General features: G+C 71.0%; 22 protein-coding genes. 10 read left to right on the plus strand and 12 right to left on the minus strand.

Annotated elements, in window-relative coordinates; all coding sequences use genetic code 11:
• Positions 1-14 precede the first annotated feature (14 nt).
• A complete protein-coding gene (locus tag ACFYOH_RS04305; RefSeq protein ID WP_388620966.1) occupies positions 15-569 on the plus strand; it encodes a DUF6114 domain-containing protein in 555 nt (184 codons plus the stop codon).
• The gene (locus ACFYOH_RS04310; protein WP_388620968.1) at positions 559-1,914 is read left to right on the plus strand and encodes a hypothetical protein; all 1,356 of its coding nucleotides are present in this window, start codon (positions 559-561) and stop codon (positions 1,912-1,914) included. Before ACFYOH_RS04305 ends, ACFYOH_RS04310 begins: the two co-directional genes overlap by 11 nt.
• Positions 1,915-2,014: 100 nt before the next feature.
• Here the strand turns inward: ACFYOH_RS04310 and pyk are convergent, their stop codons facing one another.
• The 3 genes from pyk to pta form a co-directional block, all read right to left on the minus strand.
• Positions 2,015-3,451, minus strand: coding sequence for a pyruvate kinase (gene pyk / locus ACFYOH_RS04315; protein WP_388620970.1), 1,437 nt, complete (start codon positions 3,449-3,451; stop codon positions 2,015-2,017).
• A gap of 87 nt (positions 3,452-3,538) precedes the next feature.
• The gene (locus ACFYOH_RS04320; protein ID WP_388620972.1) at positions 3,539-4,759 is read right to left on the minus strand and encodes an acetate kinase; all 1,221 of its coding nucleotides are present in this window, start codon (positions 4,757-4,759) and stop codon (positions 3,539-3,541) included.
• Between the two features lie 23 nt (positions 4,760-4,782).
• Entirely contained in the window at positions 4,783-6,858 is a 2,076-nt protein-coding gene (pta, locus tag ACFYOH_RS04325) for a phosphate acetyltransferase (protein ID WP_388620974.1), read from the minus strand.
• A gap of 209 nt (positions 6,859-7,067) precedes the next feature.
• On the opposite strand from pta, the gene ACFYOH_RS04330 reads away from it, so the two are divergent.
• Positions 7,068-8,093, plus strand: a complete 1,026-nt coding sequence (locus ACFYOH_RS04330; protein ID WP_388620976.1) for an ATP-dependent 6-phosphofructokinase — start codon at positions 7,068-7,070, stop codon at positions 8,091-8,093.
• On the opposite strand, the gene ACFYOH_RS04335 is transcribed toward ACFYOH_RS04330, so the two are convergent.
• Both ACFYOH_RS04335 and ACFYOH_RS04340 read right to left on the minus strand, forming a co-directional pair.
• Positions 8,090-8,779 carry an XRE family transcriptional regulator gene (locus tag ACFYOH_RS04335; protein ID WP_388620978.1) on the minus strand — a complete coding sequence of 230 codons (690 nt, stop codon included), beginning with the start codon at positions 8,777-8,779 and terminating at the stop codon, positions 8,090-8,092. The genes ACFYOH_RS04330 and ACFYOH_RS04335 overlap by 4 nt on opposite strands.
• 234 nt (positions 8,780-9,013) lie before the next feature.
• Positions 9,014-9,385 carry a hypothetical protein gene (locus tag ACFYOH_RS04340; protein ID WP_388620980.1) on the minus strand — a complete coding sequence of 124 codons (372 nt, stop codon included), beginning with the start codon at positions 9,383-9,385 and terminating at the stop codon, positions 9,014-9,016.
• A gap of 33 nt (positions 9,386-9,418) precedes the next feature.
• Between ACFYOH_RS04340 and ACFYOH_RS04345 the strand changes: the two genes are divergently transcribed.
• Complete coding sequence (locus tag ACFYOH_RS04345) at positions 9,419-9,976, plus strand: hypothetical protein (protein ID WP_388620982.1); 558 nt, start codon at positions 9,419-9,421, stop codon at positions 9,974-9,976.
• Between the two features lie 133 nt (positions 9,977-10,109).
• Here the strand turns inward: ACFYOH_RS04345 and ACFYOH_RS04350 are convergent, their stop codons facing one another.
• Both ACFYOH_RS04350 and ACFYOH_RS04355 read right to left on the minus strand, forming a co-directional pair.
• Complete coding sequence (locus ACFYOH_RS04350; RefSeq protein WP_388620984.1) at positions 10,110-10,802, minus strand: response regulator; 693 nt, start codon at positions 10,800-10,802, stop codon at positions 10,110-10,112.
• A complete protein-coding gene (locus tag ACFYOH_RS04355; RefSeq protein WP_388620986.1) occupies positions 10,799-12,430 on the minus strand; it encodes an ATP-binding protein in 1,632 nt (543 codons plus the stop codon). Before ACFYOH_RS04355 ends, ACFYOH_RS04350 begins: the two co-directional genes overlap by 4 nt.
• Positions 12,431-12,585: 155 nt before the next feature.
• On the opposite strand from ACFYOH_RS04355, the gene ACFYOH_RS04360 reads away from it, so the two are divergent.
• Positions 12,586-13,965, plus strand: a complete 1,380-nt coding sequence (locus tag ACFYOH_RS04360; protein ID WP_388620988.1) for a cation:dicarboxylate symporter family transporter — start codon at positions 12,586-12,588, stop codon at positions 13,963-13,965.
• A gap of 99 nt (positions 13,966-14,064) precedes the next feature.
• Here the strand turns inward: ACFYOH_RS04360 and ACFYOH_RS04365 are convergent, their stop codons facing one another.
• Complete coding sequence (locus ACFYOH_RS04365; protein ID WP_388620990.1) at positions 14,065-14,703, minus strand: TetR/AcrR family transcriptional regulator; 639 nt, start codon at positions 14,701-14,703, stop codon at positions 14,065-14,067.
• Between the two features lie 156 nt (positions 14,704-14,859).
• On the opposite strand from ACFYOH_RS04365, the gene ACFYOH_RS04370 reads away from it, so the two are divergent.
• The 5 genes from ACFYOH_RS04370 (at position 14,860) to ACFYOH_RS04390 (ending at position 20,636) form a co-directional block, all read left to right on the plus strand.
• The gene (locus tag ACFYOH_RS04370) at positions 14,860-16,533 is read left to right on the plus strand and encodes an MFS transporter (RefSeq protein WP_388620992.1); all 1,674 of its coding nucleotides are present in this window, start codon (positions 14,860-14,862) and stop codon (positions 16,531-16,533) included.
• A 110-nt stretch (positions 16,534-16,643) separates the two neighbouring features.
• Positions 16,644-17,408, plus strand: coding sequence for a DUF2127 domain-containing protein (locus ACFYOH_RS04375; protein ID WP_388620994.1), 765 nt, complete (start codon positions 16,644-16,646; stop codon positions 17,406-17,408).
• 60 nt (positions 17,409-17,468) lie between these two features.
• On the plus strand, positions 17,469-17,897 hold the full coding sequence (locus ACFYOH_RS04380) for a MerR family transcriptional regulator (RefSeq protein WP_388620996.1): 429 nt from the start codon (positions 17,469-17,471) through the stop codon (positions 17,895-17,897).
• Entirely contained in the window at positions 17,894-18,226 is a 333-nt protein-coding gene (trxA, locus tag ACFYOH_RS04385) for a thioredoxin (RefSeq protein WP_388620997.1), read from the plus strand. Before ACFYOH_RS04380 ends, trxA begins: the two co-directional genes overlap by 4 nt.
• A gap of 169 nt (positions 18,227-18,395) precedes the next feature.
• Positions 18,396-20,636 (plus strand): HelD family protein, encoded by a 2,241-nt coding sequence (locus tag ACFYOH_RS04390; protein ID WP_388621089.1) that lies wholly within the window; start codon positions 18,396-18,398, stop codon positions 20,634-20,636.
• Here ACFYOH_RS04390 and ACFYOH_RS04395 read toward each other — a convergent pair.
• The 4 genes from ACFYOH_RS04395 to ACFYOH_RS04410 form a co-directional block, all read right to left on the minus strand.
• Entirely contained in the window at positions 20,623-21,462 is an 840-nt protein-coding gene (locus ACFYOH_RS04395; RefSeq protein WP_388620999.1) for a hypothetical protein, read from the minus strand. The genes ACFYOH_RS04390 and ACFYOH_RS04395 overlap by 14 nt on opposite strands.
• Before the next feature lie 84 nt (positions 21,463-21,546).
• A complete protein-coding gene (gene glgB / locus ACFYOH_RS04400) occupies positions 21,547-23,751 on the minus strand; it encodes a 1,4-alpha-glucan branching enzyme (protein WP_388621091.1) in 2,205 nt (734 codons plus the stop codon).
• Between the two features lie 79 nt (positions 23,752-23,830).
• Positions 23,831-25,201 (minus strand): maltokinase, encoded by a 1,371-nt coding sequence (locus ACFYOH_RS04405; protein WP_388621001.1) that lies wholly within the window; start codon positions 25,199-25,201, stop codon positions 23,831-23,833.
• Positions 25,202-25,286: 85 nt separating this feature from the next.
• On the minus strand, positions 25,287-25,643 hold a 357-nt coding region (locus tag ACFYOH_RS04410), incomplete at its 5' end, for an alpha-glucosidase C-terminal domain-containing protein (protein WP_388621003.1).

Raw genomic sequence — 25,643 nt, forward strand, 5'->3', positions numbered from 1 at the left:
GGGAGCTGTTTTCCATGAGCGCCGAGACTCCTGCCGCCGCGCCCGGCCAGTTCACCCGCCGGAGGCTGCAGTTCCGCGCCTGGCGGGGCACGCGTCCGTTCTGGGCCGGTCTGTACGTCCTGCTCAGCGGTCTTCCGATCATCTACTTCCCCTACTTCCACCTCCAGGTCGGGCATCTGACGCTGGCGATGGCGACGACGGCGGGAGCGGGATCCCTGATCATCGGCGTACTGCTCATCGTCCTGGGCATCAGCCTCTGGTTCCAGAAGCACGTACGGACGTTCGCGGGCGTCGCCGCGATCCTGCTGGCGCTGGTGTCCCTGCCCGTCTCCAACTTCGGCGGCTTCATCATGGGCTTCCTGCTCGCCCTCATCGGAGGGGCGATGGCCGTCGCCTGGTCGCCGGGCACTCCGCCGCAGCCGCAGTCGCCGGCCGAGGCGGGCCCGGACGAGGGCGGTGCCCCGCGGACCGCGCCGCTGCCCGAGCAGCGCATGGACGCGGCGGGGGAGAACGACCTGTCAGGAACGAGCCCGGCCAACGGGGCGAACGGGAGGCACAGTGCCGGCTGACGAGGTGACCCGCGCGACCGATGTGGACGGGTCGCGCGCGAGAACCGGGCCCCGACACGCGGCCCCCAGGAAGCCGCTGTTCACCAGGTTCCACATGCCGGCCGGCAAGGCGATAGCCACCGTGGCGATGCCGACGGCGGTGCTGATGGGCATGGGCTTCACCTCCTCGCTGGCCCTCGCGGCCGGCAACGGCGGCAGCCCGTCCCCGTCGACCACGTCCAAGAGCCTGACGGCCGACGAGTACAAGGACTGTGTGAAGGCGCTGGACGGGTCCAAGGACGCCTCGTCGTCGCCCTCGCCGTCCGCCTCGAAGAGCGCCGACACGGCCACCCCGTCGCCCTCGGCGAGCGCGGACGCCAAGGACTCGAAGGCCACGCAGTCCGGTGACTCGGGCAAGACCTCTTCGTCGGATTCAGGTTCCGGCGACAAGGCCACGCCCCAGCCGTCCGCGACCTCCGGCTCCTCGGGCGCCGGTTCGTCGGGTTCGTCGTCGTCCAGCGGTGACACGGCCACGCCCGCCCCGTCCGCGTCCAAGAGCAGCGGCGGTCTGCTGGGCACCCTCGGGGACACGCTCGGCGGCATCCTCGGCGGCGGCAGTTCGGACTCCGGCAGCTCCGCCGCGAGCTCGACGCCGTCCGCGAGCCCGTCGGCGAGCGCCTCCCCGGACGCGTCGTCGTCCGGCTCCAAGGTCACCGACACCGTGAAGGACACCGTCTCCACGGCAGGCAAGACGGTCGCGGACACGGTCAAGAAGGCGACCGACACGGTCAAGAAGACCACCGACACGGTCACCAGGACGGCCCAGGACACCGTCAAGGCGGCCGAGTCGGCCACGCCGAACCCGTCGGCGAGCTCCTCCGCCTCGGCGCAGAACTGCCCGGCGGCCACGACCGACCAGAGCGGCGTCGACAACAAGGTGCCGGTGGCGGACGACCCCTGGTACCTCAGTGCCAGCTCGCTGCTGCTCAAGGGCGCCGACTACCAGGGCATCGTCGAGGTGAAGACGGCGTCCGGCACCACCAAGAAGGTGCTGAAGTACGTCATCTCCGGCGGCACGGACATCGGCGACCTGCACCAGACGGTGAACGACAAGCTCTCCGGCAAGACCTACCACGTGCAGGCGGCCCAGGGCTCGACGTCCACCATCCGGGGCGGCGCCACCACGATGTACACCCAGAGCATCTCGGGCAACCTGTTCGGTCTGATCCCGATGACGTTCACGCCCGACAGTCCGCCCCCGCTGAACCTTCCGCTGATCTACTTCACCAACGTCCACGTGGTGCAGGCGGCGCAGTTCGGCGGCAACCTGCACGTGCCCGGCATGCATGTGTACACGACCGACTGACCGGTCCTGCAAAGCCCGTTCGGGAGCCGCACACAGCTGAGGGCGCCCCCCTGGTCCAGGGGGGCGCCCTCAGCGCCGTACAAGGCCCTTGTGGGGCCCGTCAGTTGTGCTGGGAGTTCTGGGTGCCGAGGTGGTGGACGCGGAGCATGTTGGTGGTGCCGGGGACGCCGGGGGGCGAGCCGGCGGTGATGATGACCGTGTCGCCCGCGTCGAAGCGGCCGAGCCGGGCGACCTCCTGGTCCACCAGGTCGACCATCTCGTCGGTGGTGTTCACGAACGGCACGACGTGCGGCTCCACGCCCCAGCTCAGGGTGAGCTGGTTGCGGGTGCCCTCGTCCGTGGTGAAGGCGATGATCGGCTGGATCGCGCGGTAGCGGGACAGGCGGCGCGCGGTGTCACCGGACTGGGTGAAGGCGACCAGGCCCCGGCCGCCGAGGAAGTCGGCGATCTCGCAGGCCGCGCGGGCCACCGAACCGCCCTGGGTGCGCGGCTTCTTGCCCGGCACCAGCGGCTGCAGGCCCTTGGAGAGCAGCTCCTGCTCGGCCGCCTGGACGATCTTCGACATGGTCTTGACCGTCTCGACCGGGTAGGCGCCCACGCTGGACTCGGCCGACAGCATGACCGCGTCGGCGCCGTCCAGGATCGCGTTGGCCACGTCGGAGGCCTCGGCGCGGGTCGGACGGGAGTTGGTGATCATCGACTCCATCATCTGGGTCGCAACGATCACCGGCTTGGCGTTGCGCCGGCACAGCTCGATCAGGCGCTTCTGCACCATGGGGACCTTCTCGAGCGGGTACTCGACGGCGAGGTCACCGCGGGCGACCATCACGCCGTCGAACGCCATCACGACGTCCTCCATGTTCTGCACCGCCTGCGGCTTCTCCACCTTGGCGATGACCGGGACGCGGCGGCCCTCCTCGTCCATGACGCGGTGCACGTCCTGCACGTCCTTGGCGTCCCGGACGAAGGACAGGGCGACCAGGTCGCAGCCCATGCGGAGGGCGAAGCGCAGGTCCTCGACGTCCTTCTCGCTCAGCGCGGGTACGTTGACGGCCGCGCCGGGCAGGTTGATGCCCTTGTGGTCGGAGACGACACCGCCCTCGATGACGATCGTCTTCACCCGGGGGCCCTCGACGTCCAGGACCTTCAGCTCGACGTTGCCGTCGTTGATCAGGACCTGGTCGCCGCGCGAGACGTCGCCCGGCAGCCCCTTGTACGTCGTACCGCAGATGGTCTTGTCGCCCGGAACGTCCTCGGTCGTGATGACGAACTCGTCACCGCGTTCCAGCTCGACCGGACCCTCGGCGAAGGTCTCCAGGCGGATCTTCGGGCCCTGCAGGTCGGCGAGGACGCCGATGGGCCGGCCGGTCTCCTTGGACGCGGCCCGGACGCGGTCGTACCGCGCCTGGTGCTCGGCGTGGGAGCCGTGGCTGAAGTTGAACCGGGCCACATTCATGCCCGCCTCGATCATGGCGACGAGCATCTCGTGGGAGTCGACCGCGGGGCCGAGAGTACAGACGATTTTCGAACGGCGCATGGGGCGATCCTATCGGTTTGTTTCGCTACGGAATATTCCGTCTGGCGGAAGATACAAATGAGTGCCGCACCGCTCAGGTGCTGCTATTCAGTTGTTCTTTCCGACCAGTGCGTAGGTCTGCGTCGCGATCTCCAGTTCTTCATCCGTCGGGACCACGGCCACCGCCACCCGCGCCGACTCCGGCGAGATCAGCCGGGACTCGCCCGAGCGCACGCCGTTCAGCTCCGGGTCGACCGCCAGGCCCAGGGACTCCAGGCCCGCGATCGCCGCCTCCCGCACGGGCGCCGCGTTCTCGCCGACCCCGGCCGTGAACGCGACCGCGTCCACCTTCCCGAGCACGGCGTAATAGGCGCCGATGTACTTCTTGAGCCGGTGAATGTAAATGTCGAACGCGAGAGCGGCGGCTTCGTCGCCCTCGTCGATCCGGCGGCGGATCTCCCGCATGTCGTTGTCCCCGCACAGACCGAACAGACCGCTCCTCTTGTTGAGAAGAGTGTCGATCTCGTCCATGGACATATCCCCAACCCGGGCCAAATGGAAGATGACGGCCGGATCCACATCACCGGAGCGCGTACCCATCACCAGCCCCTCCAAAGGAGTGAGCCCCATCGAGGTGTCCACGCACCGGCCCTTCTCGACGGCGGACGCCGAGGCGCCGTTGCCCAGGTGCAGCACGATGACGTTGACCTCGGACGGTTCCTTGCCGAGCAGTCGCGCGGTCTGACGCGAGACGTAGGCGTGCGAGGTGCCGTGGAAGCCGTAGCGGCGGATGCGGTGCCGGTCGGCGATCTTCGGGTCGATCGCGTAGCGCGCCGCCGACTCCGGCATCGTCGTGTGGAACGCGGTGTCGAACACGGCGACCTGGGGCAGGTCGGGGCGCAGCGCCTGGGCGGTGCGGATGCCGGTCAGGTTGGCCGGGTTGTGCAGCGGGGCGACCGGGATCAGCCGCTCGATCTCGGCGAGCACCTCGTCGTCGATGACGGTCGGCTCGGTGAAGAACATGCCGCCGTGCACCACCCGGTGCCCGATCGCGGCCAGTTCCGGCGAGTCCAGGCCCAGCCCGTCCCGGGCCAGCTCCTCGGCGACCGCCTTGAGGGCGGCGTCGTGGTCGGCGATCGGCCCGGTGTGCTCGCGCGTGTCCCCGGAGGTGAGGCAGGTGTGCTTGAGCCGGGAGGTCTGCTCGCCGATGCGCTCCACCAGCCCGACGGCGAGCCGGCTCGCGTCGCGCATGTCGAGGAGCTGGTACTTCACCGACGAGGAGCCGGAGTTGAGGACGAGGACGCGGCTCGCCGCGAGGTTTTCTGCCACGGTGATTCTGATGCTCTCTGTACTCAGTTGGCGGGCGTCTGGGCCTGGATCGCCGTGATGGCGACGGTGGAGACGATGTCCTGGACGAGCGCGCCCCGGGACAGATCGTTGACCGGCTTGCGCAGCCCCTGCAGGACCGGCCCGACGGCGATCGCGCCGGCCGAGCGCTGCACGGCCTTGTAGGTGTTGTTGCCGGTGTTGAGGTCGGGGAAGATCAGCACGCTGGCCTGCCCGGCGACATCGGAGTCCGGCAGCTTGGTCGCGGCGATGGACGGCTCGACGGCCGCGTCGTACTGGATCGGCCCCTCGATCTTCAGGTCGGGCCGGCGCGAGCGGGCCAGCTCGGTGGCCTCGCGCACCTTCTCGACATCGGCGCCGAAGCCGGACGTGCCTGTGGAGTACGACAGCATCGCGATCCTGGGCTCCACGCCGAACTGCGCGGCCGTGGACGCCGACTGGATGGCGATGTCCGCGAGCTGCTCGGCGTTCGGGTCCGGGTTGACCGCGCAGTCGCCGTAGACCAGCACCTTGTCGGCCAGGCACATGAAGAAGACGGACGAGACGATCGACGACTCGGGCCTGGTCTTGATGATCTCGAAGGCCGGGCGAATGGTGGCCGCCGTGGAGTGCACCGAGCCGGACACCATGCCGTCGGCGAGGCCCTCCTGGACCATCAGGGTGCCGAAGTAGTTGACGTCCGAGACGACGTCGTAGGCCAGCTCGACGGTGACGCCCTTGTGGGCCCGGAGCTGGGCGTACTTCTCGGCGAAGGAGTCGCGCAGCTCGGAGGTGGCGGGGTCGATCAGCTGGCTGTCGCCGAGGTCGACGCCGAGGTCGGCGGCCTTCTTTCGGATCTGGTCGACCGGGCCGAGCAGGGTCAGATCGCACACGCCCCGGCGCAGCAGCACCTCGGCCGCGTGCAGCACCCGCTCCTCGGTGCCCTCCGGGAGGACGACCCGGCGCTTGTCGGCGCGGGCCTGCTCCAGCAGCTTGTGCTCGAACATCATCGGGGTGACCCGGTCGGTGCTGGGGGCGCTCACGCGCGCGGCCAGGTCGGCGGTGTCGGCGTACCGCTCGAACAGGCCGAGCGCCCGCTCCGCCTTGCGCGGGGTGGCCGCGTTCAGCTTGCCCTCCAGGGAGAACAGCCGCTCGGCGGTGGGGAAGCTGTTGCCCGTCACGGAGAGCACCGGGGTGCCGGGGGCGAGGCGGGCGGCGAGGGTGAGGATCTCCTCGCTCGGCACCTCGTTCAGGGTCAGCAGCACGCCGGCTATCGGCGGGGTGCCGGCGCTGTGCGCGGCCAGCGAGCCCACGACCAGGTCGGCGCGGTCGCCCGGGGTCACGACCAGGCAGCCCGGGGTCAGGGCGCCGAGCAGGTTGGGCAGCATCGCGCCGCCGAAGACGAAGCCGAGGGCGTCCCGGGCGAGCCCGGAGTCGTCGCCGAGCAGCACCTTGGCGTCGAGGACCTGGGCGATCTGGGCGACGGTCGGCGCGGACAGCGCGGGCTCGTCGGGGACGACGTAGCAGGGCACCGGCAGCCGGTCCGCGAGCCGCTCGGCGATCTCGTCGCGGTCCTCGCGGGCCACCCGGTTGGTGACCATCGCCAGCACGTCGCAGCCCAGGCCGTCGTAGGCGCGGTAGGCGTTGCGGGTCTCGGCGAGCACCGACTCGGTGGTCTGCCCGCGGCCGCCTACCACCGGGATCACCGGGGCGCCGAACTCGTTGGCGAGGCGGGCGTTCAGCGACAGCTCGTCCGGCAGCTGGGTGTCGGCGAAGTCGGTGCCGAGGACGAGGACGACGTCGTAGTCACGCGCCACCAGGTGGAAGCGCTCGACCAGCGCGGAGACCAGCTCGTCGGTGCCCTGCTCGGCCTGGAGCGCGGACGCCTCGTGGTAGTCCATGCCGTAGACGGTCGCCGGATCCTGGGAGAGGCGGTACCGCGCCCGCAGCAGCTCGAACAGCCGGTCGGGGCCGTCGTGCACGAGCGGACGGAACACGCCCACCCGGTCGACCTGCCGGGTCAGGAGCTCCATGACCCCCAGCTCCACGACCTGGCGGCCGTCACCGCGGTCGATCCCGGTCACGTACACGCTGCGCGTCACGCGTCCACTCCGTTCCTCTGTTCGTGTGACTTGTATGTCTTGAATGTCGCGTCTTCGGCATAAAAATCGCCCACCAAGGTGAGCGGAACCCTCTTGACAATACCCCTGGCCCCGGATAAGGCGCCCGTCAAGTGACTCACTGCCCCGGTGGACGTGAAACAATCGACACTGGCTCACCGGTAACGACAGCGAGCAGGAGACACAGCACGATGCGCATCGGAGTTCTCACCGCAGGCGGCGACTGCCCCGGCCTGAACGCCGTGATCCGGTCGGTCGTGCACCGGGCGGTTGCGCAGTACGGCGACGAGGTCATCGGCTTCGAGGACGGCTACCGGGGTCTGCTCGACCGGCACTACCGCACCCTCGACCTGGACGGGGTCAGCGGCATCCTGGCCCGTGGCGGTACCATCCTCGGCTCCTCCCGGCTGGAGCGCGACCGGCTGCGCGAGGCCTGCGACGGCGCCGCCGACATGGTCGAGGAGTTCGGCATCGACGCGCTGATCCCGATCGGCGGCGAGGGCACGCTGACCGCGGCCCGCATGCTCTCCGACGCGGGACTCCCGGTCGTCGGTGTCCCCAAGACCATCGACAACGACATCTCCTCCACCGACCGCACCTTCGGCTTCGACACGGCCGTCGGGGTCGCCACGGAGGCGATGGACCGCCTGAAGACCACGGCCGAGTCCCACCAGCGCGTGATGGTCGTCGAGGTCATGGGCCGGCACGCGGGCTGGATCGCCCTGGAGTCCGGCATGGCCGCCGGCGCCCACGGCGTCTGCCTGCCCGAGCGCCCCTTCGACCCCGCCGACCTGGTCAAGATGGTCGAGGAGCGCTTCGACCGCGGCAAGAAGTTCGCCGTCATCTGTGTCGCGGAGGGCGCACACCCCGCCGAGGGCACCATGGACTACGGCAAGGGCGAGATCGACCAGTACGGCCACGAGCGCTTCCAGGGCATCGGCACCGCGCTGGCGTACGAGCTGGAGCGGCGCCTCGGCAAGGAGGCCAAGCCGGTCATCCTCGGCCACGTCCAGCGCGGCGGCGTCCCCACCGCCTACGACCGGGTCCTCGCCACCCGCTTCGGCTGGCACGCCGTCGAGGCCGCGCACCGCGGCGAGTTCGGCCGGATGACCGCGCTGCGCGGCACCGAGATCGTGATGGTGCCGCTCGCGGAGGCGGTCACCGAGCTGAAGACGGTGCCCAAGGACCGCATGGACGAGGCGGAGTCGGTCTTCTAGGCCGTCCGGTCCGCCACACCCTTCCAGAAGTTCGCCACGATCCGGTCGAGGAACTCCCGGCCGGACTCGCTGGCGCTTGTGCTGCCGCCGCCCCAGCTCAGGGTGGCGGCCATGTGGCCCTGGTAGTCCTCGTGCAGTTGCTGCAGAAGGTCTTCGAGGACGGTCCGGTCCACGGGTGCCAGCTTCGCCACCGGACGCACATAGGCCTGCCAGCGGGTGGTCACCGCGCTGTGCAGCAGTTCGGCGAGTTTCGCCTCGCGGCCGGTGACGGCGACGAAGTCGGGCAGGGCGAGATCCAGCACCCGGGCGAGTGCGGCCGACTGGCGCTCGTTGCCCCGCCACTGCCCGCCCTCCTCCATGTGCAGATAGGCGCGCAGGTCCATGTCCACGGCGCGGGCGACGTCCTCGGGCGCGACGGCGCGGGCGATGCGGTGCTCGCGCAGGGTCTGCGGCCGGCCGAGGAGTTCGCCCGGGGAACACCACAGCACGCCGGCCAGCGCGGTGAGTTCCGGGTGACTGGGTGCGGCGGCGCCGCGTTCCCACGCGATCACCAGATCGGGAGTGACGTACGGCAGTCCGTACGAGGCCCGCAGGCCGTAGGCGACGTGCTCGGGGCCCATGCCGAGCGCGGCGCGCAGCCGGCGGGCCGCGGGGGCGTTGAAGGGGGGAGCTGAGGGTTGGCGCACCTCGCACAAGCTAGGGCCGCCGTGACGCGATGGCTACGGTCTGTTCGGCCAGGATCACGGATTGTCGGAACGTACAGTTCCGGCCGTTCGGTAGGTAACGGACGGAACACCCTTCCGGCTCACCCCTTGACCGCCCCGCCCAGCGCGAAATCGCCGCCCAGTCGTAGTTGATGCTGACCGAGGCCGGCAAGGCCGCCTCCTCCAGCTCCGTCGGCACCCCGTCCATGAAGTTCTTCAACCCTCCATCTCGGACTCGGCGTCGGCGAGGACGACGTCCGCCGTGGCGATCGGCTTGAAGTGCGCCCGTACGTCGGGCAGGTCCCGCACCGCGGCACGGGCCGCCGAGAGCAGGGCGTGGGAGCCATGCCAGGCCTCGGGGCGCAGCCAGCCGATGAGCGACGCGGTGAGCGCGGCGGTGTTCTTGGCGCCCTCGCCCAGCTCGGCGGCGGCCACCTGCCAGGGTGTCCCGGGCAGGTGCCCCACTTCCACGAAGGTTCCGTTGCCGGGGTGGGGCCGGTCCCTTCGTCCCTCGATGTGTGCGCGCACGGCGGCGTACTCCAGCGCGAGTGCGGTCAGGACCAGAACAGTGGGCTTCGTCTCCGGCACACCCTTAAGGTAATGCCTGGGGAAGGGGTGCACGTGGCTGAACGGGACGTCACGGTGGGCCAGTTGCTGCTCGCCGAGTACCAGACGATCAAGGACGAGCAGAAGACCCGGATCGGGTTCCGGGACAATCTGCTCTACGTCACTCTCACCGTGGTGGCCGCCGTGATCGCCGCCGCCGCCCAGGCCAAGCAGCCGGCGATGCTGCTGGCGCTGCCGCCGGTGTGCGTGGTGCTCGGGTGGACCTATCTCGTGAACGACCAGAAGATCTCGGCGATCGGGGCCTATGTGCGGGGCGAGTTGGGGCCCCGGCTCGCCGCGACGGCTCAGGCCGAGGGGGGCGAGGTCTTCGCGTGGGAGATCGCGCACCGCACGGACCCGGGGCGCGTCTCCCGGAAGGTCGCGCAGTGCGTGGTGGACCTCCTCGCCTTCTGCGTCGTGCCGCTGAGCGCGCTCGTCGTGTACTGGGCGGGCGGTGATGCCTCGGCCGGGCTGGTGGTCCTGTCCGCGCTGGAGGCGGTCGCGGTCATGGGGCTGGGGGTGTGCATCGTCCAGTACGCCGTGCCGTTCGGGGCGGGGAGTGCGGCCGGGTGAGCGATCACGTCGACTTCCGGGGCGGGGACTTCCGCGGGGGCCCGTCATCGGCAAGGCGGAGTACAAGCAGCAGGCGCCGGCCCGGGCCGACGTGCCTGGCGAAGCCGCGCAAGCCTCGCCCGGGCCGAGGCCCTCACCGCCCCTGAGGCACCCACCGATAAACCAACTCCGGCCTCCCCACCTGCCCGTACAGCGGACTCCGGCCCGCCCGTCCCGCTTCCACCAGGTGCTCCAGATACCGCCGGGCCGTGATCCGTGAGATACCGACCGCCTCGGCGACGCCGGCCGCGGTCAGCCCCTCGGAAGCCTCCCGCAGTGCCCCCGTCACCCGCTCCAGCGTCGGCCCGCTCAAGCCCTTGGGCAGTGCGGCGGGCGACGGCGCGCGGAGTGCGGCCAGCGCCCGGTCGACCTCGTCCTGGCCGCTCGCCTCGCCCGCCGCCGCACGGAACTCGGCGTAGCGGACCAGGCGGTCCCTGAGCGTGGCGAAGGTGAAGGGTTTCAGGACGTACTGGACGACGCCCAGGGAGACACCCTCGCGGACCACCGCCAGGTCCCGGGCCGACGTGACCGCTATGACGTCCGCGTGATGGCCGGCCGCGCGCAGGGAGCGGGCCAGCTGCAGGCCGTGCACATCCGGCAGATGCAGGTCCAGGAGGAGCAGGTCCACGGGCGTGCGGTCGAGGAAGCGCCGCGCCTCCGCGCCTGTGTGCGCCTTGCCGACCGCGACGAATCCCGATACCCGGCCGACGTACATCACATGCGCGTCGGCGGCCACCGGGTCGTCCTCGACGACCAGGACGCGGATGGGCTGCTGCTCGTTCGTCATCTGCTGCCACCCGTGGGGGTGCGCAGCGGCAACCGGACCTCGAACACCGCTCCGCCCTCGCCATCCTCGTCGGACTCCGCCACCGTCAACGTGCCCTCGTGGCGGGTCACCGCCTGCCGGACCAGGGCCAGCCCGAGGCCCCGTCCGCCGGGCCCGGCCGGCTTCGTCGAGAACCCCCGCTGGAATACCAGGTCGGCATGGTCCGGGTCGACCCCGGGGCCCGTGTCGGACACCCTGAGGACCACCTCGGTGTCCGAGGCGTACGCCGTCACCGTCACCCGCGCCCGGACGCTGCCCTGCGCCGCGTCCACCGCGTTGTCGATCAGGTTGCCGAGGATCGTGACCAGGTCACGGGCGGACAGGTCGTCCGGGAGCAGGCCGTCGTCCAGGCGGCTGTCCTCCGACACCACCAGCTCCACGCCCCGCTCGTTGGCCTGCGCGGTCTTGCCGAGCAGCAGGGCGGCGAGCACCGGTTCGCCGACCGCCGCGACCACCTGGTCGGTGAGTGCCTGGGCCAGCTCCAGTTCCGCCGTGGCGAACTCCACCGCCTCCTCGGCCCGGCCCAGCTCGATCAGCGACACCACCGTGTGCAGACGGTTGGCGGCCTCGTGCGCCTGTGAGCGCAGCGCCTGGGTGAAGCCCCGCTCCGAGTCCAACTCGCCCATCAGCGACTGGAGTTCGGTGACATCGCGCAGGGTGACGACCGTGCCGCGGCGCTCCCCGCCCGTCACCGGGGAGGTGTTCACCACCAGCACCCGGGACGCCGTCAGGTGCACCTCGTCCACCCGGGGCTCGGAGGACAGCAGCGCGCCGGTCAGCGGGGCCGGCAGGCCCAGGTCGGCCACCGAGCTGCCGATCAGATCCGTGTCCGGAGCGCCCAGGCCCAGCAGCTCGCGGCCGCCGTCGTTGATCAGCGCCACCCTGTACTGCCCGTCCAGCATCAGCAGGCCCTCGCGGACCGCGTGCAGCGCCGCCTGGTGGTAGTCGTGCATCCGGCTCAGCTCGGTGGCGTTCATGCCGTGGGTGTGACGGCGCAGGCGCGCGTTGATCACATACGTGCCGACCGCGCCGAGCAGCAGGGTGGCCCCCGCGAAGCCGAGCAGGGCCGTGACCTGCCCCTGGACCCGGGCGCTGATCGCCTCCACCTTGATACCGGCGCTGACCAGGCCGATGACGCGGCCGTTCTCCTCGACCGGGGTCACCGCGCGCACGGAGGGGCCGAGGGTGCCGGTGTAGGTCTCGGTGAAGGTGTGGCCGTGCAGGGCGGGGTCGATACGGCCGAGGAAGCGTTTGCCGATCTGTGTCCGGTCGGGGTGGGTCCAGCGGATGCCCGCCGGGTTCATGATCGTGACGAAGTCGACGTCCGCGTCCCGTATGACCATGAGCGCGTACGGCTCCAGCTCCACCGTGGGGTGGGAGGTGTGGATCGCCGAGCGGACCGAGGGGGCGTCCGCGATCGAGCGGGCCACCGCGGTGACCTGGCGGACCGCCGCGTCCTCGGCCTGCCGCTGGTCGCTGACGTAGGTGAACAGCGCATACCCGGCCACGACCACCGCTATCAGCACGGCCTGCACGGCGAACAGCTGGCCGGCGAGGCTGCGAGGTCGGGGGAGGGACGGGAAGCGCATGTCAGCAGTGTGCCTCTCCGGTTAAGCGTGAACTAAATGAACGGAAGGGTGACCGCCCTCACAGGTCGGGAGATAGTCACGGCATTCCCCAAACAACGCCCGGACGTGAGCCGCACGCCGGTTGTTCGCCGACGAAGACGTCAAGGAGGGCAGTCGTGGCCGCCATAACCCCCGATACGGCACCTGCCGCACCCCGCGTGAAGCGGGACCGGACCCACTATCTGTACATCGCCGTCATCGTGGCGGTCGCGCTCGGCATCGCCGTGGGCCTCATCTGGCCCGACGCCGCTGTCCAGCTGAAGCCGCTCGGTACCGGTTTCGTGAACCTGATCAAGATGATGATCTCGCCGATCATCTTCTGCACGATCGTGCTCGGGATCGGGTCCGTACGGAAGGCCACCAAGGTCGGAGCCGTCGGCGGTATCGCCCTCGGCTACTTCCTCGTGATGTCGCTCGTCGCGCTCACCATCGGGCTCGTCGTCGGCAATGTGCTGCACCCCGGTGACGGGCTGCACCTGACGAACGCGATCAAGCAGACCGGGCATGCCCAGGTGTCCCCGGACGCGCTGCCGCCCGTCGACTTCGTGCTGTCGATCATCCCGACCACGTTCGTCTCCGCCTTCACCGAGGGCCAGGTCCTCCAGACGCTGCTGGTGGCCCTGCTCGCCGGGTTCGCGCTGCAGGCCATGGGCTCGGTCGGGCAGCCGGTGCTGCGCGGCATCGAGCACATCCAGCGGCTGGTCTTCCGCATCCTGTCGATGGTCATGTGGGCCGCGCCGATCGGCGCGTTCGGCGCGATCGCGGCCGTCACCGGTTCGGCCGGACTGGATGCGCTGAAGAGCCTCGCCGTGCTGATGCTCGGGTTCTACGTCACCTGTGTGCTGTTCGTCTTCGTGGTGCTCGGCGCGATCCTTCGCGCCGTCGCGGGCCTGAACGTCTTCTCCCTCTTCAAGTACCTGGGGCGGGAGTTCCTGCTGATCCTGTCCACCTCCTCCTCCGAGTCCGCGCTGCCGCGGCTGATCGCCAAGATGGAGCACCTGGGAGTCAGCAAGCCGGTCGTCGGCATCACCGTGCCGACCGGTTACTCCTTCAACCTCGACGGCACGATGATCTACATGACCATGGCGTCGCTGTACATCGCGGACGCCCTGGGCACGCCGATGTCCGTCGGCGAGCAGATCCCGCTGCTGCTCTTCCTGCTGCTGGCCTCCAAGGGCGCGGCGGGCGTCAGCGGCGCCGGTCTCGCCACGCTGGCCGGCGGTCTGCAGTCGCACAAGCCCGCGCTGGTCGACGGGGTCGGGCTGATCGTCGGTATCGACCGGTTCATGAGCGAGGCCCGTGCGCTGACGAACTTCGCGGGCAACGCGGTCGCCACGGTGCTGGTGGGCACATGGACGAAGGAGATCGACAAGGAGCGGGTGCGGCAGGTGCTCGCGGGTGAGCTGCCGTTCGACGAGACCACGCTGATGGACGAGGGCCAGGGCACGGTCGCCGAGGTTCCCGAGCCCCGCGAGGGGGAGCTGGCCAAGGCCTGATCCCCGATCACCCGAAAGGAACCCCGGATGCCCGGCCCCGCCTGAACCCGGGCCGGGCATCCGGGAACCACCGCCGGGCGGCTGGGGCTCCCCCGTGCCTCAGCCGCCCGGCTTCTCTCGTTCCTCACTCACCTTGGCCACCAGCTCGGTGGCCGTCGAGGCGGGTACGCCCGCCGCGGTCAGCACCGTGACCGTGGCCGAGCGGCCCGCCTCCTGTGCTGTCAGCAGGCCGTCGTTCACCGCCTCCATCACCGCCATGATCACCTGCTCGTGCACGTACGCCAGCGCCGGCGCCGGCAGGGGTGAGCTGAACACACCCTGATCAAGGCCCTGCTGGAGCAGTCGGACCTTGCCCTCGCGCAACGGGGCGAGGCGTTCGCGGATGCCCTGGACGGTGACCGTGCGCTGGGCCAGGGCGATCAGCAGCCGGTAGCGGTCGGCGATCTCCCCGATGGCGAGCACCGAGCGGGCCACCGACTCCGCCGGGTCGGCCACCCCGGCACGGGCGCGGGCGTCCGCGTCCGCCAGCGCCGCCACCGCCCCGTCGACCAGGGTGCTGATCAGTGCCTCGCGGCTGGGGAAATGGCCGTACACCGTCCGTCGTACGACTCCCGCGGCGCGCGCGATCTGGTCCATGGAGGCGTCGGGATCGCGCAGCAGTTCGGCGAGGGCGACGTCGAGGATGCGGCGCCGGTTGGCGTCGGCGCGGCTGGTGTTACCCGTGGTCATGGCCGTCATTCTGCCTTCCCTCCGCCTTCCCTCTGCACCTCACTCGACTTGCACAGCACTGTGCAACGACGTACATTGCACAGTGTTGTGCAATTGCGCGACGCTGTGCAAATCCATGCCGTGCACCACGTACTCGTCGCACACCTGAGGAAGGCGACCCCTGACATGCGACTCGTCATGACCGAACCGGTCGAGAAGATGGAGCGCCCCTACGCCCGGCGCTGGTGGGCACTGCTCGTGCTCTGCCTGAGCCTGCTGATCATCGTGATGGCGAACACCGCCCTCACGGTCGCCGCGCCCGACATGACGAAGGACCTCGGGCTGACCAGCGCCGACCTGCAGTGGGTGATCGACGGCTACACCGTCCCCTACGCCGCGCTGATGCTGCTGCTCGGCGCCATCGGCGACAAGTACAGCCGGCGCGGCGCGCTCGTCCTCGGCCTCGTCGTCTTCGGCGGCGGCGCGGTCTTCGGGTACCTCGCCGACAGCGCGGCGACCGTCATCGCGGCCCGTGCCGTGATGGGTGTCGGGGCGGCGCTGATCATGCCCGCCACGCTCTCCCTGCTCGCCGCGACCTTCCCGCGGGGCGAGCGGGCCAAGGCGATCACCCTGTGGACGGCGACGGCAGGCCTCGCCATCGCCGCCGGACCGGTCGTCGCCGGCGCCCTGCTGCGCGACCACGGCTGGTCCTCGACCTTCCTGATCAACGTGCCCATCGCGGCCGTGGCGATCGCTGCCGCCTTGGTCCTGGTGCCGCCCTCCAAGGCCGGTCACCACGACCGCATCGACTACGCCGGCGGGCTGCTGTCGGTGATCTGGACCGGCTCGCTGGTCTACATGATCATCGAGGGCCCGCACTTCGGCTGGGGCGTCAAGGCCGTCACGGCGGCGGTCATCGCGGGCATCGGCCTGGTCGCCTTCGTCGCCTGGGAGCTGCGCCACCCCCGCCCGATCCTCGACGTGCGCCGCTTCACCACCCGCCGCTTCGCCGGCTCCAACCTCGCCGTCGCCCTGTTCTTCCTCGCCGTCTTCGGCGCCTTCTACTACCTCACCCAGCATCTGCAGTTCGTCCTCGGCTACGACGCCCTGGAGACCGGCCTACGCATGCTGCCGCTGGCCGGCGCCGTCTTCGTCGGCTCGGCGCTGACCGGCTGGCTCACCCCGCGCGTCGGCATGAAGTGGACCGTCACGGCGGGCATGGTCGGCGGTACGACGGCCCTTGCGCTGCTGACCCGGGTCGACGCGGCCTCGACGTACGCCGACTTCCTGGCCCCCCTGATCATCCTCGGCCTCGCCATCGGCCTCGCCCTCTCGCCCTGCACCGACGCGATCATGGGCGCCTTCCCCGAGTCCGAGCTGGGCGTCGGCGGCGCGGTCAACGACACCTCGCTGGAGCTCGGCGGCTCCCTCGGCATCGCCATCCTCGGCTCGCTGCTCGCCACGTCGTACGGCAACCACCTCCGCGACGCCGGCGCGGGCAGCAAGCTCCCGGCGAGCGCCCTGGACACCGCGCGGGACTCGGTCGGTGCCGGGTACGCCGTCGCCCAGGGAATCGGCGACAAGGCACACGCGCTGGCCGCACAGGCGGCCCGCGCCAAGGACCCCCAGCAGGCCGCACAGCTCAAGCAGCAGGCCACCGAACTCGCCGCGGGCGCCCGGCAGATGGCCGACGCGGTCGGCTCCTCCTTCTCCTCCGCCGTCGCGCACACCAGCCTGGTCGGCGCGGTGATCCTCGGCATCGGCACGGTCCTCGTGGCCGTCCTGCTGCCACGCCGTGAAGCCGCCGCGCCGGAGGCGAGGACCGAGGAGAGGGAGCTGGTGAACAGCTCGGCCGACTGACGGTTTCCCGCCTCCATCCGCTAACGTGCCGCTCCGGACCGACCGGAACGGCACGTTCGTGCCTGGCGTCAGTACGTGTGAGTCAGTACCTGTATGGAGGCACGGGGGACATGAAGATCGACTGGGACCGGCGCACCTGCGCGCGCAAGGGGCACGTGACCTACGCGCCCGACGACCCCCGGCTGCGGATCCGGCTGCACGCCGAGACCGCGCTCGGGGAGGTGTGGCGCTGTCTGCGCTGCGGCGACTTCGTGCTCGGTGAGCCGCACGGCTCCGGACCGGCCGCGGACGCCCCGCTGGTGCCGCGCGGCAAGGTGCTCCGCGACCTGTTCATCCTGCGCTTCCTCTCGATCGAGCGGGCCGTGCGCGGGGTGTTCATCGTGCTGGTCGCGGTCGCGGTGTGGAAGTTCAGCAACAGCCAGGACGCGGTGCGCCGGCTCTTCAACGAGAACCTGGATGCCTTCCGCCCGGTCTTCAGGCACTTCCACTACGACCTCGACCACTCACCGGTGGTCGGCTCCATCCAGAAGGCGTTCGGCTACAAGCACTCCACGCTGCTGCTGGTCGCCGCCCTGCTGCTGGTCTACGCCCTGATCGAACTGGTCGAGGCGGTCGGCCTCTGGTACGCCAAGCGCTGGGCGGAGTATCTGACGGTCGTCGCCACCGCCGCCTTCCTCCCCCTGGAGATCTACGAGCTCACCGAGAAGGTCAGCTATCTGAAGATCACCACCCTGGTCCTCAACATCCTCGCGGTCCTCTACATCGCCCTGGCCAAGCGCCTGTTCGGCCTGCGCGGTGGCCGCAGGGCCTTCGAGGAGGAGCGGCACAGCGCCTCCCTGATGGAGGTGGAGGAGTCGGCGGGGGTGACCGTCTGAGGGTGCATCGTGGCCCCCGGCCTTGCCTTGACGCCGACGTCAACACCTACGGTCGTAGACATGCGAATCGGCGAGCTGGCCGCGCGGGCCGGGACCAGCACCCGCACCCTGCGCTACTACGAGGCACGGGGGCTGCTGCCCGCCCGGCGCGACGACAAGGGACACCGCATCTACGACGAGAGCGACCTCAGGCTGCTCCAGCAGATCCGGACGCTGCAGGACTTCGGGTTCGAGCTGGAGGAGACCCGCCCCTTCGTGGAGTGTCTGCGTGCCGGGCACCCGGACGGCGACTCCTGCCCGGCCTCGCTCCAGGTCTACCGCCGCAAGCTGGCGGAGCTGGACGCGCTCATCGGGCAGCTGTCGGCGGTGCGGGAGACGGTCGCCGGGCAGCTGCGGCGGGCCGAGCTGGCCCGTGACGCGCTGGCCGCCGAGGCGCTGGTTCCGGGTGGCCCGGAGCCCGTGTGCGAGCTGGGAGGGCTTTCGCGATGAGCTTGGTGAGCGGACTGACCGAGGTGACGGACGCGGATTTCGAGACGGAGGTACGGGGCTCGGACCTGCCGGTGCTGGTGCAGTTCACGGCCGACTGGTGCGGTCCGTGCCGGCAGCTCGCGCCGGTGCTGAAGGACATCGCCTTCGAGGAGGGCGACCGGCTGAAGATCGTACAGATCGACGTCGACCGCAATCCGGGGACGACGGTCGCCTACGGGGTGCTGTCCACGCCGACCCTGATGGTCTTCCGGGACGGTGAGCCGGTGCGGTCCATGGTGGGGGCGCGGCCCAAGCGGCGGCTGCTGGAGGAACTGGCCGACGTGCTGTAAAGCCGAGCCGCCCACGAAAAAAATCCCCTGAGCAATTGCGCTCGGGGGATTTCTGTGCGTATATTCAGTGGTTCGTGACTTCATTTCGACAAGTCACGGAGAAGTTCACTGAGCACAGTATATCCGGGCGGGAGCGGAATTGTCAAACACCGAATTTCCGAACGATGAATTGCGGCACGAGCAGGAATTCATCGACGGACTGTACGCGCGCGTGGACGTGCTGCGCGGCGACGCCGAGACCTCGGTCGCGGACGCGCTCGCCCAGGGCGACAAGCCCATGCAGGCCCGGCTGGAGCGGGACATCCTGGTCGCCGAGCGGTCGGGGCTGCTCGCCGCGCTGAACGCCGTGGACGGCTCGCTCTGCTTCGGCCGGATCGACCTGGCCGACGGCACCGCCCACCACATCGGCCGGATCGGGCTGCGCGAGGACGACGCCGAGCGCACCCCCGTCCTCATCGACTGGCGGGCCGACGTCGCCCGTCCCTTCTACCTGGCCACCGGTCACACCCCGATGGGCCTGCGCCGCCGCCGGCACATCAGCACCGAGGGCCGGACCGTGACCTCCCTGCACGACGAGATCCTCGACCTCGGCGACGCCACCCGCACCGGGTACGAGGACCACAACGCGGACGCCGTGCTGCTGGCCGCGCTGAACTCGGCGCGCACCGGCCGCATGAGCGACATCGTGCAGACCATCCAGGCCGAGCAGGACGAGATCATCCGGGCGCCGTACCGCGGGGTGCTGGTGGTCGAGGGCGGGCCCGGCACCGGCAAGACCGCGGTCGCCCTGCACCGCGCCGCCTATCTCCTCTACGAGTACCGCGAGCTGCTGGCCCGCCGGGCCGTGCTGATCGTCGGCCCCAACCCGGCCTTCCTCGGCTACATCGGCGAGGTGCTGCCCTCCCTCGGCGAGACCGGGGTGCTGCTGGCCACGGTCGGCGAGCTGTTCCCCGGCGTGAAGGCGACCGCGACGGACACCGCCGAGGCGGCCGCCGTGAAGGGCCGGGCCGACATGGCCGACGTGCTCGCCGCCGTCGTACGCGACCGGCAGGCCCTGCCGGACCCGGTCATCGCGATCGAGCACGACCGCGAGGTGCTGATGCTCGACGACGGGCTGGTCTCCGTCGCCCGCGAGCGCACCCGCGCCGCCAAGCTGCCGCACAACGCGGCCCGCGAGTACTTCGAGGGCCACATCCTCAACACCCTCACCGAGCTGTACGCCGAACGCGTCGGCACCGACCCGTACGACGGCAGCAGCCTGCTCGACGCCTCCGACATCACCCAGATCCGCGACGAGCTCGCCGAGAACCCCGAGGTCTGGTCCGCGATCGACCAGCTGTGGCCGCGGGTCACCCCGCAGCGGCTCGTCGCCGACTTCCTCGCGGAGCCGGACGGCTACCTGCCTCAGGCGGACGCGGACGCGATCCGCCGCCCGGTGACCCGTGCCTGGACCGTCGCCGACGTCCCCCTCCTGGACGAGGCGGCCGAACTCCTCGGCGAGGACGAGCGCTCGGCACGGGCCCGTGCCGAGCGCGAACGAGAGACCCAGATCGCCTACGCGCAGGGCGTGCTGGACGTGTCGTACGCCTCCCGGACCTACGAGTTCGAGGACAAGGAGGACGGTGACCCGGACGGGTCGGAGGTGCTGTCGGCGCACGACATCATCGACGCCGAGCGGTTCGCCGAGCGGCACGAGGAGGCGGACCACCGCAGCGCCGCCGAGCGCGCCGCGGCCGACCGGACCTGGGCGTTCGGGCACATCATCGTGGACGAGGCGCAGGAGCTGTCGCCGATGGCCTGGCGGCTGCTGATGCGGCGCAGCCCGACCCGCTCGATGACCCTGGTGGGCGACCCCGCCCAGACCGCCGAGGCGGCCGGTGTCGGCTCCTGGGCGGACATCCTCGCCCCCTATGTCGAGGACCGCTGGGAGCACACCCGGCTCGGCGTCAACTACCGCACCCCGGCCGAGATCATGGAGCTGGCCGCGGCCGTGGTCCGCGCCGAGAACCCGGACTTCGAGCCGCCGAGCTCGGTCCGGTCGACCGGGGTACGGCCCTGGGTGCGGCGGGCCGACGGCGACCTGCCCGAGGCAGTGGCCAAGGCGGTCGCCGAACTCACCCCGGCCGAGGGCCGCCTCGCCGTCGTCGCCCCGCGCGAGCTGCACCGCTCGCTGGCCGGCCGGCTGGACGGCGTCACGGCGGGCGCCGAGCCCGATCTGACCCGTACGGTCGTGCTGCTCGACCCCCGCCAGGCCAAGGGCCTCGAATTCGACTCGGTCCTGGTGGTGGAACCGGCCCGCTACGGCACGAGCGACCTGTACGTCGCCCTGACCCGGGCCACCCAGCGGCTCGGGGTGCTGTACACGGACGAACTGCCCAAGGCGCTGGCCGCGGGCGTCACCGGGGACTAGGCGAACCGCCGGTGGGCGACGGCGGCGGGTAGCTCGGGTGCAGCGAGGAGGACAGCGGCTCCAGCGACGCGCACAGCGCGGTCGGGAAGGCCGGTTCCCTGCGCTGCACGGCCCGGCACCCGCCGGCCGCGCTCTCGAGGAACGGCCTCCAGCCGGAGTGCTCGGCCCGGAAGAAGTACCGGTCGCCGAGGCGGGACGCGCAGGCGGGGTCCTTGGTGTCGTCGCCGCACGCCGGTCCCGTGCGCCAGGAGAAGTCCAGCACCAGCCACTTTCCGTCGCAGTGCTCGGCGTCCCGGTAGGAGTGCATGGGGGCGTCGACGGCGATCATCGCCTGCTCGTAGGAGGCGGTGGTGCAGCCGGTGGCCGGCGGATGGCAGCCGAGTTCCCCGCACAGCCGCAGCGCGGGCGGCTTGGCGCCGTCGGCGGTGAAGACGATGTCGTTGTCGACCACCAGCTCCCGCTCGCCCAGCGGCTTGGGCAGCCGTACCCGGACCGTGGCCGTCGTCTCCCTGGTGCACCCGGAACGCCTGTCACCGGACGGGGAGCTGAAGGTGATCTGCACATGTACGGTGCCCGGCACCGTGCCGTACTCGGCGTCGGTGTCCACCGCCTTGAGATCCCGCACGCACGGGTGCTCGCCGCTGGGCACGCGCGCGTCCAGGTTCAGCGTGCGGTGGTCGGCGCCGATCCTTGCACCGGTGACTCCGGACGGGCCGAAAGTGGTCCACGGGACCGGCCCGGTCCGAGTGGGCGAGGCGCCTCCGGCCACCCGGGTGCCGCAGCCGCCCAGCAACAGGACGGCCACGGCGCACAGCAAAGCGGTCACTGATCTCCAAAGTCGCACGCGCCTCAATCCCCCCGTGGTGCACCTGAGTTGACCTGGAGGCACTATAGGGCGCGCGCCGTCCGGTCAGGCGGGCCGCAGCCAGAGAGTGGCCAGCGGCGGCAGGGTCAGCCGGATGCTCGCCGGGCGGCCGTGCCAGCCCTGGGGTTCCGGTTTGATGATGTCGGGGTTGGTGACGTCGCCGCCGCCGTACCGCGCGGCGTCCGTGTTCAGCGACTCGTGCCAGGCGGGCACGTCCTCGGGGACCCCGAGCCGGTAGTCGTGGCGGACCACCGGGGACATGTGGGAGACCGCGAGCAGCGGGTTGCCGTCGGCGTCGAGGCGCAGGAAGGCGAAGACGTTGTCGTCCGCCGCGTCCCCGGTGATCCACTGGAAGCCCGCCGGGTCGGTGTCCCGCTGCCACAGGGCCGGGGTCGCCCGGTACAGCGCGTTCAGGTCCCGTACCAGATCCCGTACGCCCCGGTGGTCGGCCTCGGCGCCGTAGGACGGGTCGAGCAGCCACCAGTCGGGGCCGTGTGCCTCGGACCACTCGGCGCCCTGCGCGAACTCCTGCCCCATGAAGAGCAGCTGCTTGCCGGGGTGGGCCCACATGAAGCCCAGGTAGGCGCGGTGGCCGGCGCGCTGCTGCCACCAGTCGCCGGGCATCTTCGACACCAGGGACCGCTTGCCGTGCACGACCTCGTCGTGGGAGATGGGCAGGACGTAGTTCTCGCTGTAGGCGTACACCATCGAGAAGGTCATCTCGTGGTGGTGGTACTTGCGGTGCACCGGCTCGTGGCCCATGTACTCCAGCGAGTCGTGCATCCAGCCCATGTTCCACTTCAGGCCGAAGCCGAGCCCGCCGAAGCCGCTCGGGCCCTTGTGGTGGGTGGGGCGGGTGACGCCGTCCCAGGCCGTCGACTCCTCGGCGATGGTCACCACCCCCGGGCAGCGCCGGTAGACGGTGGCGTTCATCTCCTGCAGGAAGACCACCGCGTCCAGGTTCTCCCGGCCGCCGTGCTCGTTCGGCGTCCACTGGCCCGGCTCGCGCGAGTAGTCCAGGTAGAGCATCGAGGCGACGGCGTCCACGCGCAGGCCGTCGATGTGGAACTCCTCGCACCAGTACACGGCGTTCGCCACCAGGAAGTTGCGCACCTCCCGGCGGCCGAAGTCGAACTCCAGCGTGCCCCAGTCCGGATGCGCGGCCCGCAGCGGATCGTGGTGCTCGTACAGCGGCCGCCCGTCGAACTCGGCCAGCGCCCAGTCGTCGCGCGGGAAGTGCGCCGGCACCCAGTCCATCAGCACCCCGATGCCGGCCTGGTGCAGCCGGTCCACCAGATACCTGAAGTCGTCCGGGGTGCCGAGCCGGGCCGTCGGGGCGTAGAACCCGGTGACCTGGTAGCCCCAGGACCCGCCGAAGGGATGCTCGGCGACCGGCATCAGCTCCACATGCGTGAAGCCCATCTCCCGTACATAGGCGGGGAGTTGTTCGGCCAGCTGTCGGTAGGTGAGGCCCGGGCGCCACGAGGGCAGGTGGACCTCGTAGACGGAGAAGGGCGTCTCGTGCACGGGGATGTCGGCCCGGTGCGCCATCCACTCCGCGTCGGCCCACTCGTGCTGCGGGACGTCCACGATCGACGCCGTCGCGGGCGGGGCCTCGGTACGGCGGGCCAGCGGATCGGCGCGCAGGGTGCGCGAGCCGTCCGGGCGGGTGATCTCGAACTTGTACACCTCGCCCGCGCCGATCCCCGGCACGAACAGCTCCCACACCCCGGAGGAGCCCAGCGAGCGCATCGGGAAGCCGGTCCCGTCCCAGAAGTTGAAGCCGCCCGCGATCCGCACGCCCCGCGCGTTGGGCGCCCACACCGCGAACCGGGTGCCGGTGACCCCCTGGTGGCTGGTGACGTGCGCGCCGAGCGCCTGCCACAGCTGCTCGTGCCGGCCCTCACCGATCAGATGCAGGTCCAGCTCGCCCAGGGTGGGCAGGAAACGGTAGGGGTCCTCGGTGTCCAGGACGTTCCCCTCGTACGCCACCAGCAGCCGGTACTTCGGTGCGCCCGCGAGCGGCAGCAGACCCGAGAAGAACCCGTCACCGTCGTCGTGCAGCTCGGCCCGCAGCTCGCCGGTGACGACCGTGACGGACAGCGCGTACGGCCTGAAGACCCGGAAGACCACGCCGCCGGGCACCGGATGGGCGCCCAGGACGGAGTGCGGGTCATGGTGGGTGCCGTGCAGCAGCCTTTCCCGGTCGGCGGGGGAGACGGCGGCCGCCGGCCGCTCGTGCGCCGGCACCTTCTGCCTCGGGACCGTCTTCTCCCTGGTCCTGGTGTGCTTCTTGCCTTTCGGGGTCACGGACGAGCCTCCTGGTTGTTCACGCGGCGAGGCGACGGATCGCCGAGAGCGGTACGGGGAGCCAGTCGGGGCGGTGCCGGGCCTCGTAGACGACCTCGTAGACCGCCTTGTCGGTCTCGAAGGCCCGCAGCAGCACCGGATCGGTGCGCGGATCGCGGCCGGACACCTCCGCGTACCCACAGCAGTAGGCGGCCCGGCACACGCGCGCCCAGTCCGGCGCGGGCGGGGTCACGGAGTGGGCGGCGTAGTCGAAGGAGCGGAGCATCCCCGCGATGTCCCGCACCGGCGGCTGCGGCATCCGCCGTTCGGCCGGCGGCCGGGCCGGCTCGCCCTCGAAGTCGATCAGCGACCACTCCCCGGAAGGGGAGCGCAGACACTGGCCCAGGTGCAGATCGCCGTGGATCCGCTGAGCGGTCCAGGTGCGGCCCTCGGCGGCGAGCGAGGCCAGCGCCGCGTAGGCGGAGCGCAGCCCGCTCTCGTACGGCCGCAGGCCGGGCACCGCCTGGACGGCCGCCTCCAGTCGCTCGGTCATCCCGTCGGCCAGCGACTGCAGCTGCACATGACCGAGGGTGACCGTCGGCAGGGCGCGGGCGAGCGCGGTGTGCACCTCGGCGGTGGCCCGGCCCAGCGACCTTGCCTCGGCGGCGAAGTCCTCGCCCTTGGCCAGCTCGCGCAGCGCCAGCTCCCAGCCGTCGCTCGCCCCGCTGACGAAGGGCTGGAGCACCGCCAGCACATACGAATCCGCGTCCAGCTCGGCGTGCAGCCAGGCCGTCGGCGCGGGCACCCGGGGGCAGTCCGCGCGGGCCAGCGCCAGGGGTATCTCCAGGTCGGGGTTGACGCCGGGCACCACCCGGCGCAGCAGTTTCAGGATGAACGTATCGCCGTAGACCACCGACGAGTTGGACTGCTCGGCGGTCATCAGCCGGGCCACGAGACCCTCGCGGATCTCCTGGCGCGGGTCCCGCTCGAAACGCAGCCCGCCGATGCGCGCCCGGGTGCGCAGGGCCTCCAGGAGCACCTCGGCGGGCCGGGGGTCGTACAGGGCCTCGTACACCGTGCGTCCGGCGAGCGGCCCGTCCGCCACATGCCCGATCAGCGCGGGCGCCAGCCGGGGCGGCAGCGCCTCGCGCACGCCTATGAGGAGCTGGTAGCAGTCGCCCGGATGGGGCTCGGCGCCCAGCGCGGACGGCTGGTGGACGCGCAGCAGCAGGTGGTACAGGCCCAGCCGGCCGTCGGGCGGCAGCAGTTCGGTGACGGCCACGGGGGTGAACCCGGTGACCGGGCGCCCCTTGCCGGCGAACCAGCGCTGCCTCGGCAGCCACTCGCGCAACAAGGGGTCGAGCGAGGCGAGGAGAGGAGTGGTGCTGGAAGAGGTGACCGTTTCCGCCATGGGCGTCACGTCCTTTCCCCGGGTCGTCGGGGTGTTACTGATGCGTGCCCCGGGTGGGGCGGTGGAAACCGCCCCACGAGGGCCACTACGCGGCTTCCCGCCGCAGGCGGAACCAGTAGAAGCCGTGCCCCGCGAGAGTGAGCAGGTACGGCAGCTCGCCGATCGCCGGGAAGCGGACCCCGCCGAACAGCTCGACCGGGTGCCGCCCGCCGAACCGGCTCAGGTCCAGCTCCGTGGGCTGTGCGAAGCGGGAGAAGTTGTGGACGCAGAGCACGAGGTCGTCCTCGTACTCCCGCAGGAAGGCGAGCACCGCCGGGTTGGTGGACTGCAGCTCGGTGTAGGACCCCAGTCCGAAGGCGGGGTTCTGCTTGCGGATCTCGATCATGCGCCGGGTCCAGTGCAGCAGCGACGACGGCGACGACATCGACGCCTCGACGTTGGT

The organism is Streptomyces sp. NPDC007856 (assembly GCF_042868225.1).
In the GTDB taxonomy this organism is placed as follows: domain Bacteria; phylum Actinomycetota; class Actinomycetes; order Streptomycetales; family Streptomycetaceae; genus Streptomyces.

Excerpts from the sequence above, each read along its gene's own strand:
- ACFYOH_RS04330 (WP_388620976.1), top strand. The coding sequence starts at position 7,068 with ATGCGCATCGGAGTTCTCACCGCAGGCGGCGACTGCCCCGGCCTGAAC.
- ACFYOH_RS04305 (WP_388620966.1), top strand. The coding sequence starts at position 15 with ATGAGCGCCGAGACTCCTGCCGCCGCGCCCGGCCAGTTCACCCGCCGG.
- ACFYOH_RS04370 (WP_388620992.1), top strand. The coding sequence starts at position 14,860 with ATGCGACTCGTCATGACCGAACCGGTCGAGAAGATGGAGCGCCCCTAC.
- ACFYOH_RS04375 (WP_388620994.1), top strand. The coding sequence starts at position 16,644 with ATGAAGATCGACTGGGACCGGCGCACCTGCGCGCGCAAGGGGCACGTG.
- ACFYOH_RS04380 (WP_388620996.1), top strand. The coding sequence starts at position 17,469 with ATGCGAATCGGCGAGCTGGCCGCGCGGGCCGGGACCAGCACCCGCACC.
- trxA (WP_388620997.1), top strand. The coding sequence starts at position 17,894 with ATGAGCTTGGTGAGCGGACTGACCGAGGTGACGGACGCGGATTTCGAG.
- ACFYOH_RS04365 (WP_388620990.1), bottom strand. The coding sequence starts at position 14,703 with ATGACGGCCATGACCACGGGTAACACCAGCCGCGCCGACGCCAACCGG.
- ACFYOH_RS04350 (WP_388620984.1), bottom strand. The coding sequence starts at position 10,802 with ATGACGAACGAGCAGCAGCCCATCCGCGTCCTGGTCGTCGAGGACGAC.
- ACFYOH_RS04355 (WP_388620986.1), bottom strand. The coding sequence starts at position 12,430 with ATGCGCTTCCCGTCCCTCCCCCGACCTCGCAGCCTCGCCGGCCAGCTG.
- pyk (WP_388620970.1), bottom strand. The coding sequence starts at position 3,451 with ATGCGCCGTTCGAAAATCGTCTGTACTCTCGGCCCCGCGGTCGACTCC.
- ACFYOH_RS04405 (WP_388621001.1), bottom strand. The coding sequence starts at position 25,201 with ATGGCGGAAACGGTCACCTCTTCCAGCACCACTCCTCTCCTCGCCTCG.